This is a genomic window from Embleya sp. NPDC059237, from assembly GCF_042754105.1.
Classification (GTDB): Bacteria; Actinomycetota; Actinomycetes; order Streptomycetales; family Streptomycetaceae; genus Embleya.
In genome coordinates this window covers 222,051-235,866 of sequence record NZ_JBHZAE010000016.1, presented here as the reverse complement: position 1 = coordinate 235,866, position 13,816 = coordinate 222,051, and the positions used below count along the sequence as shown (strand labels likewise).

General features: G+C 71.2%; 11 protein-coding genes. 5 read left to right on the top strand and 6 right to left on the bottom strand.

Going from position 1 to position 13,816, the window contains the following annotated elements:
• Nucleotides 1–50: 50 nt before the first annotated feature.
• From ACFXKZ_RS38585 to ACFXKZ_RS38575, 3 genes are all read right to left on the bottom strand, one after another.
• Nucleotides 51–1,166 carry a glutamate-cysteine ligase family protein gene (locus ACFXKZ_RS38585; protein WP_380007986.1) on the bottom strand — a complete coding sequence of 372 codons (1,116 nt, stop codon included), beginning with the start codon at nt 1,164–1,166 and terminating at the stop codon, nt 51–53.
• A 212-nt stretch (nt 1,167–1,378) separates the two neighbouring features.
• Nucleotides 1,379–2,308 carry a hypothetical protein gene (locus tag ACFXKZ_RS38580; RefSeq protein WP_380007983.1) on the bottom strand — a complete coding sequence of 310 codons (930 nt, stop codon included), beginning with the start codon at nt 2,306–2,308 and terminating at the stop codon, nt 1,379–1,381.
• Complete coding sequence (locus ACFXKZ_RS38575; RefSeq protein WP_380007980.1) at nt 2,305–3,717, bottom strand: VWA domain-containing protein; 1,413 nt, start codon at nt 3,715–3,717, stop codon at nt 2,305–2,307. The genes ACFXKZ_RS38580 and ACFXKZ_RS38575 overlap by 4 nt, the downstream gene beginning before the upstream one ends.
• 523 nt (nt 3,718–4,240) lie before the next feature.
• On the opposite strand from ACFXKZ_RS38575, the gene ACFXKZ_RS38570 reads away from it, so the two are divergent.
• The 3 genes from ACFXKZ_RS38570 (at nt 4,241) to ACFXKZ_RS38560 (ending at nt 8,784) form a co-directional block, all read left to right on the top strand.
• A complete protein-coding gene (locus tag ACFXKZ_RS38570; RefSeq protein ID WP_380007977.1) occupies nt 4,241–5,467 on the top strand; it encodes a glutamate--cysteine ligase in 1,227 nt (408 codons plus the stop codon).
• 183 nt (nt 5,468–5,650) lie between these two features.
• A complete protein-coding gene (locus tag ACFXKZ_RS38565) occupies nt 5,651–6,466 on the top strand; it encodes a class I SAM-dependent methyltransferase (protein WP_380007974.1) in 816 nt (271 codons plus the stop codon).
• A gap of 470 nt (nt 6,467–6,936) precedes the next feature.
• Nucleotides 6,937–8,784, top strand: a complete 1,848-nt coding sequence (locus ACFXKZ_RS38560; protein WP_380007971.1) for a glycoside hydrolase family 15 protein — start codon at nt 6,937–6,939, stop codon at nt 8,782–8,784.
• 19 nt (nt 8,785–8,803) lie between these two features.
• Here ACFXKZ_RS38560 and ACFXKZ_RS38555 read toward each other — a convergent pair whose 3' ends face one another.
• Nucleotides 8,804–10,210, bottom strand: a complete 1,407-nt coding sequence (locus ACFXKZ_RS38555) for an MFS transporter (RefSeq protein ID WP_380007968.1) — start codon at nt 10,208–10,210, stop codon at nt 8,804–8,806.
• 354 nt (nt 10,211–10,564) lie between these two features.
• Nucleotides 10,565–10,825 (bottom strand): hypothetical protein, encoded by a 261-nt coding sequence (locus tag ACFXKZ_RS38550; protein WP_380007965.1) that lies wholly within the window; start codon nt 10,823–10,825, stop codon nt 10,565–10,567.
• On the opposite strand from ACFXKZ_RS38550, the gene ACFXKZ_RS38545 reads away from it, so the two are divergent.
• Together ACFXKZ_RS38545 and ACFXKZ_RS38540 are read left to right on the top strand one after the other, a co-directional pair.
• A complete protein-coding gene (locus ACFXKZ_RS38545; protein WP_380007962.1) occupies nt 10,824–11,675 on the top strand; it encodes a metalloregulator ArsR/SmtB family transcription factor in 852 nt (283 codons plus the stop codon). The two genes, ACFXKZ_RS38550 and ACFXKZ_RS38545, sit on opposite strands and share 2 nt — an antisense overlap.
• The gene (locus tag ACFXKZ_RS38540) at nt 11,672–12,295 is read left to right on the top strand and encodes a dihydrofolate reductase family protein (protein ID WP_380007959.1); all 624 of its coding nucleotides are present in this window, start codon (nt 11,672–11,674) and stop codon (nt 12,293–12,295) included. The genes ACFXKZ_RS38545 and ACFXKZ_RS38540 overlap by 4 nt, the downstream gene beginning before the upstream one ends.
• A 21-nt stretch (nt 12,296–12,316) precedes the next feature.
• Here the strand turns inward: ACFXKZ_RS38540 and ACFXKZ_RS38535 are convergent, their stop codons facing one another.
• Nucleotides 12,317–13,636: a phosphoribosyltransferase family protein gene (locus tag ACFXKZ_RS38535; protein WP_380007956.1), complete on the bottom strand. Its 1,320-nt coding sequence runs from the start codon at nt 13,634–13,636 to the stop codon at nt 12,317–12,319.
• Nucleotides 13,637–13,816: the final 180 nt, after the last annotated feature.

The window sequence follows — 13,816 nt, the reverse complement described above, 5'->3', positions numbered from 1 at the left end:
CCGAACCCCCGGGCCGGGGTACTCCCCCGGGGAGGTCGATCGCCGGTCGGTTACCGGACGGCGGTGCCGAGCGCCGAGCCGGCGTCGATCGCCGGGGAAGCGGGAGCCGGAGCGGTGTCGGTGACGACCACGCAGGCCATGGTACGGGCCAACTCCCGGTCCACGACGACGGACAGGCCGCCCCGGCGCGCGGCGTCGCGCTGCCGCGAGGCACCGGAACCCTCCGCGAGCACCCGCTCGATTGCGGTCTCGACCCGGTCGAGGTCGTCGGTCTCGCGCAGGTACGGGGCCATGTCGGCCACCAGGGCACGGACCACCGTGGCCGCAGGACGCGTCACTGCGGCCACGGGGTCGATCAGGTCGTGCGCGAGCCCGCAGCGCCCCGCGTGGCGGATCGCGTCGAGGGCGATCGTCGGCGAGGCCGCCGGGGGCGTGCGGTGCGCAACGACGGCACGGGAGGCGTACCGGTAGAGCGCGCGGAACAGGGCCGCGATCGCGACGCTCGCCTCGACGTCGGCGATGGCGTCACAGACGCGGAGTTCGAGCATGGGCGCGTGCGCCGACAGGCGGAGCGGAAGGGGCGGCGTCTCGCGGGGCGACGTCGTGGCGCCGACACCGCGTACGGCCTTCGTCGGGGCCGAGACCTGCGGGCGGTTCCAGCGCCAGCTGGCGTGGCCCGTGTCGCGGCCTGCCCAGTACGGCGAACTCGACGACAGGGCCAACAGCGTGGGGACATGCGGCATGATCCACGCGATCGCCCGGGTCGCCACCTCGCTGTCCTCGGCCTCGACGCGGACGAACATGCCGCAGGTGACCGGGCCGTCGGCGGGTTCCGGGTCGTGGTACGGATGGTTGTGCTCCGGGTACTCCCGGTTCGCGTCCGGGTTCGGGTTCGCGTGGAGCAGGGGCGCGGTTCCGCTCGCCAGCGCACCCAGGTGCAGGCCCGCGGCGCGCTGTACCAGGATTCCGCGCAGTGCCACCAACTCGCCGCGCAGGTCCTCGAGTTCGTGGTGCGCGGAACCGACGAGCCGGATCGTCGAAGCGGTGCCCCCGCCGACGAAGGCGCCGATCGGAAGGCGGTGCAGGAGCCCGCGCGCCGACTGGACCACCCGTTTGGTGGCCAAGTCGACGACGTGGAACTCCTCTTCGATACCCAGCTTGAGCACAGTGACCCCTTCATCGGCCTCGGCAGGACGCCGACGAGGTCCGGGCAACCCGTGTCCGTGGGCGCCCCGTCTCGTCGCCTGCCGCCTCGGACCCATCCGATCGGCGTCCGGAACAACGGAGCCCATCGTCGCCACGGGCCGAGCGGGACAGAAGGACGGGGTGGTTACCACGTATGGGTAAATCCTCCGGTAGCCCGGGTGCCCGGTGCGGTTCAGGTCGGCGGGGGTGGGCTGCCGGGAGGCCGCGGCGGCAGGTGTTCCGAAGGTGGGGCCGGCCGCGTGTGCGCGCTCCACGGCGAGACGGGTACCGGGGCGGATGCGGCGGACCTGCGGCGCAGTGCGTAGCCCGCGGCCGTCGCGACCAGGAACGCGGCGGCCGTCGCGCCGACCGGGATGCCCCAGTCGGAGGCGGCGGACGACGCGTCGCCGTCGCTGGTCCGGGCCCCCGCGTGCGCGGTCGAGTCGGCGACGGGGCGGCTTTGCGCGGGGGGCGGCGTTGGGGTCCGTGCCTCGTTGCCGGGGTCGATCGGCTCATCCGGGTGTTGCACGGGCACCCCCTCGACGGATACCTCCAGCGTGATCGGGACGACGACGCCGCGTTGCGGTCCCTGGGCGCCCGAGATCGAGACCTGGATGTAGTACGGCCCGCGCGGCGCGTAGTGGTCGTCCTTGAACTCCTTCAAGGAGCCCTTCGTCCCGTCGAAGTTCTCGTACTTCTTGCCGTCGCCCACGGTCCACGCGCCCGAGGACACCTCCAGATGCGAGGTGCCGGGCGTGAGTTGGTTCGGCGGGGCGGCGGTGTTCGGGATGGCCTCGCGCAGCGGGTTGTAGAGGTTGACGACGAAGCGGGGGCCCTGCTTGTACGGGAAGTCGGTCGGGATGTCGACGGAACCCTTGACCGACAACCTCTGGCCGGCCTGCACGTACACGCGCCAGAACAGGAAGTCGCCCACGACCAGGCTCTCCCGATGCACGCCGGAGACGAGCGTGCCCGCGCCGTTGAACGAATAGCCGCCGGCGGCATCGGCCGCCGCCGGGGGTTCGGCGCCTGCCGCCGTGCCGATGAGGGCGATCGGGGCGGTCAGGGCGGTGACGGCGGTCAGGACGGCGATTGCCCGACGGATGCCCGGCATGCGGCTCATGCTCGGCTCCGGCGGCGGCGCGAGGAGGTGGCCACGAAGGAGCCCAGGGCGCCGCCGAGGAGGATCGCGCCGGCGATGAGGGCGACGGTGGTCGTGGTGCCGGGACCGTTGTCGTTGTCGGCCGCGCGGGCGGCCACCGGGGCGCGCGAGTCGTCGGCGGAGCCCCCGGAGGGCAGCTCGGCGTTCGCGCCGGCGCCGGCGGTGGGGGTGACGGCCGGGGCGCCGTCGGGTTGCGTGGCGTCCGCCCGCTTCGGATGGCTGATCAGGAGTTCGAGGAGGATCCGACGCTGGGGGTCGACCTCGGCGTTGTGCGAGATCCGCAGGCATCCGATGCCGTCGGGCGACTTGGCCGTGTTGTGCTTTCCGCCGGTGGCGCCGGTGGTGACGATGTTGTTCGCCTCCAGGGCCACGCCCTCGCTCAGGAGCCAGCTCTGCGGCAGGTCCGGTGGACCGGAGCGGATGAACAGGTGGGTCAGGAACGCCGAGTTCTCCCGACTGTCGTCGTGGCGCATGCGCTCCGAGAAGATGGCGGTGGCGCCGATGGCCAGGTCCTCGTCCGGGCTCTTGCGGATGCGATACCAGAGGTCGCGGCTGGTGGTGAACGCGTCGAGATACTGGCCGTCCTCGACCATCGGCGCGTTCGGGCATCCGGTCGTGGCGCCCTGGACGGGGCGTCCGGAGGCCGTGTACGGCGTCGCGGCCCGCCGGAAGAGGCCGGTCATGCCGGACACCAGCGAGTCGGCGTCCTTCGCGTCGGCGTAGGCCCCGCCACCGGCGGTGGTGATGCACTTGAGCTGGTCGCGGGCCGCCCCCGAGACGTTGAAGCCGACCGCGTCCACCGTCAATTTGGTGCCGCCCGCGTTCAACTCCTTGGCGACCTCGCACGGTTGCGGCGGCGCGCAGGTGTCCTCGCCGTCCGACACGAGGATCACGTGCCGCTCGCCCTGCGTACCGAGGTCGTTCGAGGCGGCCCGCAAGGCGTTGCCGATCGGGGTGAATCCGATCGCGGTCAACCCGGCGACCTGCTGTCGGGCCGTGCTCTTGGCCGCCGCGGTCGGCGTCGCGACCGGCATCAGGAGCCGGGTGTCGGCGCAACCCTGGACCTTGTCCGTTCCCGGGTAGGTCGAGCCGTAGACGCGGATGCCGACCTGCGCGGTGTCCGGAGCCGTGTCGAGGATGCGGTTCACCGCCTGCTTGGCGGCTTCCAAGCGGGTTTGTCCGCCGCCGGCGTCGTTTTGCTTCATCGAGCCGGACAGGTCGAGTACCAACTCCACCTTGGCCGGCTCCGACCCGCTCTGCGGCGCCGGATCGGCCGTCGCGACGGAAGCGGGCCCGCACAGCGCGAGGAACAGCGCGGCCGGTGTCACGGCCGCGCAGGCGCGTAGGTATCGGATCACAGAGTCGATCATGGGAGCCGGAACCTCCGATGCCAAGGGGGAAGGCCCATCGGACTCGCTGCACCGATCGTGGTCCGGCTCATCCTGAACGCCGAAGAACGAGGCGGATAGCCGGATTGCGCGAGCGGAGAGCCGGCCCGACGGTCGGCCGCCCGACCGGCGACGGGCGGCGAAGAGGTGGCGCCGAGGGCGGGCCTGGTGTTGGGTTGGGCTTTGCGTCGGTCGGCCTCCGTGTCGGCGCCCGGTTCCCGATCACAGGCCCAGAAGCGCCGTTGCTCAGCGTAAGACTTCTTGGACCCAGCGGGTCTTGGCAGCACGGTCACCAAGTCGCAGTCTTGTCCAACGGCCTTGCAAGCCAACGGATTTCGGCTGCTTCGACGACCCGCCCGAGGGTCCGCCGACTTCGCTCGACCACGGGGGCGGCCCGACCGTCGAGGGCACGGGACGGTACCTACGCCATGGCTGTCCGGCCGAGGGAACACACGCGGGCGGCGGAACACGTGCAGCCGACACTGGACACATCTCAAGGGGACGCATGTCGATTCGGACTGTGGGTGTCGAAGAAGAGTTTCACATCGTCGACCGTCGGACGGGGAGGTTGAGCCCGGCGGGTACGGAACTGCTCGCCGAGCTCCCGGCGGCCGGCTTCACCGGTGAGGCCAAGGAAGCGTCGATCGAGACCAACAGCCAACCACACCGCGAACTGGCCGACCTGCGCGCCGACCTGATCGCCTCCCGAAGCCTTCTGGCCCGCGCGGCCGAGAAGATCGGCGTGGCCGTGATCGCCTCGGGCACCGCGCCGTTGATGGACCTGGCGGACTCGCCCCAGGCCCCGGGCGACCGCTACGCCGCGATCAAACGCGACTACGCCCTGGTGGCGGACGAGCAGGTGATCTGCGGGATGCACGTCCACGTCGGGATCGAGGACCGCGACGTGGCCGCGCGGGCGATGGCCTGGATCTCGCCGCATCTGCCCACCCTCCTCGCATTGTCGGCCAGTTCCCCCTACTGGCTCGGTACCGACACCGGATACGCGAGTTGGCGCAACATGCTCTGGCAACGCTGGCCGTCGGCGGGCCCGGCCGACACTTTCGCGTCGGCCCGGGAGTACGACGCCATGTTGGAAGGTCTGGTCCGCTCGGGGGTGATCCTCGACATCGGCATGCACTACCAGGATCTGCGACTGTCCTCGCACGTGCCGACGATCGAGATGCGCATCTGCGACGCCTGTCCGGACGTGGACACGTCCGTGCTCATCGCCGTGCTCTTCCGTGCCCTCGTGCACCGCGCGATCCGGGCCGTCGAGGCCGGGGAACGACCCCCGCAGCACTCGCCGGCCTGGCTGCGCGCCGCGACCTGGCGGGCCGCGCGCTCGGGTCTCGAAGGGCAGTTGATCGATCCGACGACGATGGCCGGCGACTCGGCGCGCACGGTGATCTGGACGCTGATCGAGAACCTGATGCCGGATCTGGTCGCGGCGGGCGACTTCGCCTTCGTACGCGCGGTGACCAAGCGGATGTTGGATGCCGGGAGCAGCGCCGCGCAGCAGCTTCGGGTGGACGATCCGTCGCCGCGGGCGGCGGCGCAATTGTTGCGGGCGCAGACGGTGTCGTTCGGTGAGATGCCGGGCGCGAGCGCGGGTGCGAGTGCGAACGGGGTTGCGCGCAAGAAGCTTTCCGGCGAGGTGAGCGAGGTGGGCGAAGGAGAGGGTGTGGATTCGAGTGTGGAGCGGGTGACCGATACGCCCACTTTGGTTGCCTGATGTTGCTGGTTTTGCGGCAGTGAGTGAGAGCTTGTCGGAACGGGTGCACGGATCCTCGTGCACCCGTTTTGCTTTGCCGCGAACCAGGTCCGTCCGCATCTTGATACGCAAATCTCATCATTCGACATGACGGCGTACGGTGAGGCGCATCGGCGAATCGGGATCGCGAGAAGCGAGGGCGTCATGTCGAAGGAATCCGCGGTATACACGCACGGGCACCACGAATCCGTGCTGCGTTCGCACACCTGGCGGACCGCCGCCAACTCGGCGGCCTACCTGCTCGACCGGATCGAGCCGCACATGAGGATCCTGGACATCGGGTGCGGGCCGGGCACCATCACGGCCGATCTGGCGGCACTGGTCCCCGACGGCGGGGTCACCGGTGTCGACCACGCGCCGGACATCCTGGACCGGGCGCGCGCCACGGCCGCCGAACGCGGGCTGGACAACACGGAGTTCGCGGTCGCCGACGTGCACGCCCTGGACTACCCGGACGACACGTTCTGTGTCGTACACGCGCACCAGGTGCTGCAACACGTGGGCGACCCGGTGCAGGCCCTGCGGGAGATGTACCGGGTGACCAAGCCGGGCGGGTTCATCGCCGCTCGGGACGCGGACTATCCGGCCATGGTCTGGTTCCCGCCCGTGCCCGGCATGGACGAATGGCTGGACCTGTACCTGCGGGTCGCCCGCGCCAACGGCGGCGCGCCGGACGCGGGGCGGCGGCTCAAGTCCTGGGCGCTGCAAGCCGGTTACCCTGACATCACCGCCTCGTCGAGCACGTGGTGCTTCGCCGACCCGGCGGAACGCGCCTGGTGGAGCGAGCTGTGGGCGGACCGCACCCTGGCCTCGGCCTACGCCGACCGTGCCGTCGCCGGCGGCCACGCGACCCCCGACGAACTGCACGCGGTGTCGAACGCCTGGCGGCAGTGGGGCAGTCGCGAGGACGGCTGGTTCTCGGTACAACACGGAGAAATCCTCTGCCGCAAGGCGGGTTGATGCTGCCGGGGAAGCCGACGAAGAGGATTAGGGCAGTCGCTGGGGGCGCGTACACGATCACGGCGTCCCAGCGAGGCACCGCAGAGGCCGATGGCTCGGAAGCGTCGGGAAGACAGCCGTCGGCGACCATGTTCCGAGAGTTCGAGCCGGGCACGGAGTTCCCGTCGTGCGCGGCGAGGACGCGTCGCGAAGCTGTTGCCCGGGTGGGGCCTCTCATCGCCTCGCATCACCACTACGGGGCAGGTCATGATTCTCGGCTCCTCACGATGGCCACGCCGGCCGACGGCGCGGTCGGTGAAGGGTGCCGCGGCCAGGAGTGGCTGGGGGCGTCCGATGTCGCGATGATGGGCACAACGGCCGACGCGCTCGGCCGTGGCGGCAACGCCGCCCGCCACACCACACGACCACCTGTGGGATCGCGCCGGTGCCAGGACCTTGTGCGTCCTCACCGCCGCAGCCGAGGAGGCGCTGTGAAGGAGTACCCCCCGATCGCGGACCACGGCATCGTCGGCGACCTGCAGACGGCGGCGCTGATCGCCGCCGACGGCACCGTGGACTGGTGGTGCACACCCCGGTTCGATGCCCCCAGCGTGTTCGCCTCGCTTCTCGACAGCGACCGCGGAGGCCATTGCCGTCTCGCGGCCGATGTCGGAGACGACGCGACCGTCCGCCAGCTCTACCTCCCCGACACCGCGATCCTCATCACCCGTTTCATGGCATCGAGCGGTGTCGGCGAGGTCGTCGACTTCATGCCTCCCGATCCGTCGGCGACGCCGTCGACACGACACCGGCTGATCCGGGCCGTACGGGTGGTGCGCGGCAGCATGCCCTTCGAGCTGATCTGCCGACCCCGTTTCGACTACGGCCGCGCACCGCACGACCTCACCCGTCTGGACGACGGATCGATGCTGTTCCGCGGCCCCGGCACAGACCTGCACCTGCAGGTCACCGCGCCGATCACCTTGCATCCGGACGGCACCGACGTCTCCGCCCGTTTCACCCTGCAGGCGGGGGAACGGGCCGCGGTCGTGCTCACCAGCGAAACCGGTACAGCGGGCGCGCTCAGCGGCTGTCCCGGCGGTGCCACGCCCTCCGTCGAGGCGGTCCTGGACGCTTTCGAGGCGTGCAGTGCGTTTTGGCTCGACTGGCTGCGGGCCTCCCGCTATCGCGGCCGCTGGCACGAGATGGTCACCCGTTCCGTCATCACGCTCAAGCTCCTTACCTACGCCCCCACGGGCGCCCCCATCGCCGCAGCGACCATGGGGCTGCCCGAGCAGATCGGCGGGGAACGCAACTGGGACTACCGCTACACCTGGGTTCGCGACGCCTCCCTGTCGGTCCGGTCCCTGGTCGGCCTCGGCTTCACCGCGGAGGCGGACTCCTTCCGCCGTTGGCTGCGCGATCGCCTCGACGCAGGCGGCACCGCCTCCGGCGAACCGCTGCAGATCATGTACCGCGTCGACGGGGAACCGCACCTGAGCGAGGAGGTGCTCGACCACCTGGAGGGCTACCGCCGCTCCGCCCCGGTACGGGCCGGAAACGCGGCCGCCGACCAGATCCAGCTCGACATCTACGGTGAGGCCGCCTACGCCCTCGCCCAGGCCGAGGACATCGGCGCCGTCCGCGGCTGGCGCGCCTTCGCACGCGTCATCGATTGGCTCGTAGAGAACTGGGACCGGCCCGACGAGGGCATCTGGGAGACCCGCGGAGGACGCCAGAACTTCACCTACAGCCGCCTGATGACCTGGGTCGCCTTCGACCGCGCCGCCAAGCTCGCCACCGCCTACTCCCGCCCCGGCGACCTCACCCGCTGGCTCGGCGCACGCGACGCCGTCCTGCGGCAGATCGTCGAACACGGCTGGAGCGAAGAACGCCGGGCGTTCGTCCAGCACTACGACACCGATGTCCTCGACGCCTCGCTGCTCCTGATGCCCAAGGTCGGCTTCCTCACCCCCACCGACCCCGACTGGCTGACCACCCTCGACGCCATGGACGAAGAACTCGTCAGCGACAGCCTCGTCTACCGCTACAACCCCGCCGCATCCCCCGACGGTCTGCGCGGCGCCGAGGGCACCTTCAACCTGTGCAGCTTCCTGTACGTGGAGGCACTCGCCCGCGCCGGACGGCTCGACCAGGCCCGCTACGCCTTCTCCAAGATGCTCACCTACGCCAACCACGTCGGCCTGTTCGCCGAAGAGATCGGACCCTCCGGCGAACAGTTGGGCAACTTTCCGCAGGCGTTCACCCACCTGGCCCTGATCGACGCGGCCCTCGCCCTGGACGAGGAACTCGATCGCACCGAAGGCATGACCGGCTGACGGTGCGCACGGCTCGGGATCACTCCCGCGGCCCCCCTGCCGGAGTCGCGGTCCCGGCTCCGGCGGCAGGCGGTCGGCCGACGCGCGGTAGCAGAGCCGCGGCGGTCAGCCCGCCCAGCCCGACGACCATGAGCGTCGCCATCGCCGCCGCGTACCCGCCCTTACTGAGCCCGGAGACCAGGATCGTGCCCGCCACGGCCGTGCCGAGCGAGGAGCCGAGGTTGGAGACGCTGCGCGACAGGCCGGAGATCTCGCCCTGCTGCGTCTCGGGGAAACACGACTGGACCACGTTCACCGACGGGGTGAGCATCACCCCCAGCCCCAGCCCGATCAGCAGCAGGCCGGGGGCGAACGCCCAGGCACCGGGCTTCCACGCGACCAGCGCCAACAACACGGCGATCCCGGCGGTCGTCACGATGAAGCCCGCCATGACGAGGGTGCGCTGGGCCCGGCGGCGGGCCAGTTTCTCGGCGGCCAGCGAGGAAGCGAGGATGCCCAGGGTCGCGGCGGTGAAGATGACGCCGGTCTCGATCGCGTCGTAGCCGCGGACGACCTGCAGGTAGGCGGCGACGGTGAACGAGACGCCCATCAGCATCAGCCACTGGGCGTTCTGGGTGACCAGGCCGAGATTGGAGGTGCGGTTGCGGAACAGATCCGTCGACAACAACGCCTCCCGGCCAGCGCGCTCGCGTCCGCGCACCCAGGCGAAGAAGCCGGTCAGCACCAGCGCACCGGCCAGCAGCAGGCCCAGTGCCAGCCGGCCGTTGTTGTCGACGGCCAGGATGCCGGTCACCAGCAGCACCAGGCCCGCCGCCGACAGCAGCGCCCCGACCGTGTCGAAGGGCCGGGCGGGGTCGGGCGGCAGCGGATCGGTGATTTTGCGGCTGAGTACCACGATCACCACGATCACCAGCGCCTGGAACACGAACGCGGCCCGCCAGCTGATCCCGCTCGTGATCAGCCCGCCGATCAGCGGACCGGCGGCGGCCCCGATCCCGCCCATCGCCATGATCGCGCCGAACGCGCGCGCCCGGGACGCCGTGTCGGTGAACAGCAGCGTGGTCAGGATGTAGACCGGCGGGATCAGCAGGGCCGTACCCACACCCTCCAGAATCGAGTTCCCCAGGATCAGCACGCCCAGCCCCGGCGCGGCGGCACTGAGCACCGCCCCGATCCCGTAGACCACGAGCCCCGCCAACAGGCAGCGCTTGCGCCCCCACTTGTCGGTCAGCTTGCCGCCCGGGATCATCAGCGCGGCCATCACCAGCAGGAAGACCGTGATCGCGACCTGTACACCCTGCACAGTGGTGTCCAGGTCCTCGCTGATGTCGTTGATCATCACGTTCATGTTCGAGCCGGCGAAGCTGCAGATGAACTGCGCCAACGCCAGCGGAGCAAGCACCCGCCGTGCGCCCGCCACTGCCATGCCGCCACCTGCCCATCCACCGCGTCCGGTGTACCGAGAAATGCTGTCCGCAACAGCCCGGCACTGACGAAATGCAACCGCCGCGACGACCGTCGCACGGCCAACCTCCCTCGGCTTGAAGGCGCGCAGTACTCGTTTTCAAAAAACCTTCGTTCTCCGAAGATCTCTCCCGGAGATCCGTCCCGACCCCGGACCGCCGTTTTCTGACATGGTCCGGGACCCTGATGACCCCTCAGGAGCCTGCGGACGGCCTGGACGCGCTCGTCGCCGAGCCGCTCGCGCGCACCGGGATCAAAATCGGGTACGCCCGGGTGTCGACCGGCGGGCAGAAACCGGAGCGGCAGCTCGACGCGCTCACGAGAACCTGGACACCACCACCTCGGGGGGCGGCTCGTCTTTCACGTGTTTGCCGTACTCGCGGAGTTCATTCGCGAGCTCATCGTCATCGGCACCAAGGAGGGCTTGGCCTCGACCCGCGCCCGCAGCCGAGTCGGTGGATGCCCCGGTGTCGCCACCGAGGTGCTCAAACCCGATAACAGGCTCTTTGAAGGCTGAGTAAGCCTTCCGGAAGTATTCGTTGACACGAATATTCGTGTGGGTGAATACTTGGGCCATGGACGAACTCCTTGTCGCGCTGGCCGATCCGGCGCGTTGGCGGCTTGTCGTGTTGTTGGCGGAGCGGCCTCGGTCGGTCGGGGTGTTGGCTCGGTTGGCCGAGGCGCGGCAACCGCAGACGACCAAGCACCTGCAGACGTTGGAGCGGGCCGGGATCGTCGCGTCGCAGCGCAGCGGGCAGCGTCGGATCTATGCGTTGCGGCCCGGTCCGCTGCGGGAGTTGGCCGACGCGCTCGGGCGGATCGCCGATACGGCCGAGCGGGTCGGCGGGCCGGGGGAGACGCACGACCGCTACGGGCGCGGCTTGGAGGCGGAGCGGCGCGCCGCCGCGGAGGCGGGGTGGGCCGACGGCCGCTCGTTCGGGTTCGCCCGGTCGTTGCCGGCGCGGCCGGGTGCGGTCTGGCCGTATCTGACCGAGGCGGCTCTGCTCGCTCGATGGTGGGTGCCCGACGATCTGCGGGTCGCCGAATCGGTCTTCGAGGCGCGACCGGGCGGGCGGGTCGTGCTGGAGTATCGCGATGCGGAGGACGTCGACGACACCGGCCCGGTCGTGGGTCGGGCGGAGGGCGTCGTCGACGAGGTACGCCCCGGCGAGCACCTCGCGTACCGGCTCTCGCCGCTGCTGCCCGACGGCGGGCCCGCCTTCACCTCACACGTCGAGCTGGACCTGCGCCCCGACGGCGCCGGCTCCGGGCTCGACGTGCGTTGGCGGATCACCGACAGCACCGTCGAGTCGGCCGACTTCATCGCCGGCATCGAGATCGGCTTCGGCCAAAGCCTCGACAAACTCGCGGCGACCCTCGCCGCGGCCACGCACACCCCCGACACCGACACCAGGAGCACGCGATGAGCACGCAGACCGCCGGCCGCAGGATCGTCACCAACATCGCCCTGTCCCTCGACGGCCGCTACGCCCGCCCCGACGCCCCCGAGGACATGAGCTGGGTGATGCCGTACGCGCTCACCGACGTCGCCCGCGACCACCTCACCCAGCTGTGGGAGCCGGCCACGACGGCACTGCTCGGACGGGTCAACGCCGAGGGATTCCTGGGCTTTTGGCCCACGATCATCGGCGCGGAGGGCGTCGATCCGCGCGACGAGGGCTTCGCGAAGTGGCTCGTGGGGACCGAGAAGGTCGTGCTCTCCTCCACGCTCGGCGAGGCGCCCGCGCCCTGGGAGCGCACGACGATCGTGAACAAGCCGACCGCCGAGGTGGCCGCCGACCTCAAGGCGAGCGAGGGCGGCGACATCCTCGTGCTCGCCAGCGCCGGTGTGATCAAGGCACTGCTGGCCGCGGACGCGGTCGATCGCCTGGCGCTCACCGTGTTCCCGGTCTTCCTCGGCGGCGGTCCGCGCCTGTTCGAGGACGGCCTGCCGACCGCCGAGTGGACGCTCACGGCGCAATCCGCGGGCGAACACGGCACGCTGTGCCTGGTCTACGACCGCGTCCGCGGGGGATTCGCCGGGTGACTCCGGAGCGACCCGGCGCGGTCAGGACGCAGGTGTCGGGGCACGGTGGTGCGGGTCGGCGGTGAACCAGGCTCGGGCCAGGTCGGCGACGGCGGCGAGGGTGCCGGGTTCGGCGAAGAGGTGGCCGGCGTGGGGCACGACCGCCAGTTCGCTTTCGCAGCGCAGGTGGGTGCGGGCCTGTTCGTTCAGGGAGAGGACGCTCGTGTCGTCGCCGCCGACGATGAGCAGGGTGCGGGCGGTGACCTCGGGCAGGCGGGGCGTGGCCAGGTCGGGCCTGCCGCCGCGGCTGACGACGGCGCTCACCCGCTCGCCGAGGTCGGCGGCGGCCCACAGTGCGGCGGCGGCGCCGGTACTGGCGCCGAAGTAGGCGACGCTCGCCGTCCGGGCCTCGGGTCGTTCGCGCAGGTCGCGGGTGACGGCGACGAGGCGTGCGGCCAGGAGCTCGATGTCGAAGACGTTGCCTCGGGCCTGTTCCTCGGTTTCGGTGAGCAGGTCGAAGAGCAGGGTGCCCAGGCCGGCCCGATTGAGGACGTCGGCCACGAAGCGGTTGCGGGGGCTGTGTCGGCTGCTGCCGCTGCCGTGGGCGAATACGACGATGCGGTCGGCTCCGGCGGGGACGGTGAGCCGGCCGCGCAGTCGCACGGCGCCGACGGGCAGGTCCACGTCCTCGTCCGTCGGGCCGGCCCCGCCGGGCGGGCCCGGCGTCGGGTTCCGGGCGGCGGCCCGGGTCAGGCAGTCGACGACCTCCTCGTCGGTGGTCTGGGAGAAGTCCGAGTAGAACTGTCCGACCGCCATGAAGCCGAGGGGGTTGTGCAGGCAGACCAGCTCGTCGGCGTCCGCTCCCGCCGACCAGCCGGACGGCGCGACGGGCACGGCGAGGACCACGCGGGCGGCGCCGCGGGCCCGGACGGTGCGGCAGGCGGCGAGCGCGGTGGATCCGGTGGCGATGCCGTCGTCGACGATCAGGACGGTGCGGTCGGCGAGTTCGGGGGGCGGCCGGCGGCCCCGATAGCGGTGCGCGCGCTCGGTCAGCAGGGCCCGCTCGCGCTCCTCGATGTCCCGCAACGTGGTCGTGGAGACGCGCGAGCTGCGCACGACGCGGTCGTTGAGCACGCGGGTCCCGTCCTCGGCGATGGCGCCCATGCCCAGTTCGGGGTGGGACGGCACGCCGAGTTTGCGCACCAGGCATACGTCCAGGGGTGCGTGCAGGGCCTCGGCCACCTGCGCCGCGACCGGTACCCCGCCTCGGGGCAGGCCCAGGACGATCACCTCCTCGCCGGCGAGGTGGGTCAGTCCGGCGGCGAGTTGTCGACCCGCGTCGACTCGATCGGTGAAGAGCATGGTTCCTCCTCCGTGCGAACGCGGGGAAGAGGCCGGGGCTCGGGCCGCGGGGGACGGTTCCTGGGGAGGCGGCCCGGGCGATCGGCGCCGGTTGGGTCCGACGCGGGTGGTTCCGGCGCGGGCGCGGTGGGTGATCGCGGTCGCCGATCTCGGCTCGTCCCGCTCCTTCGATTCTGCGAC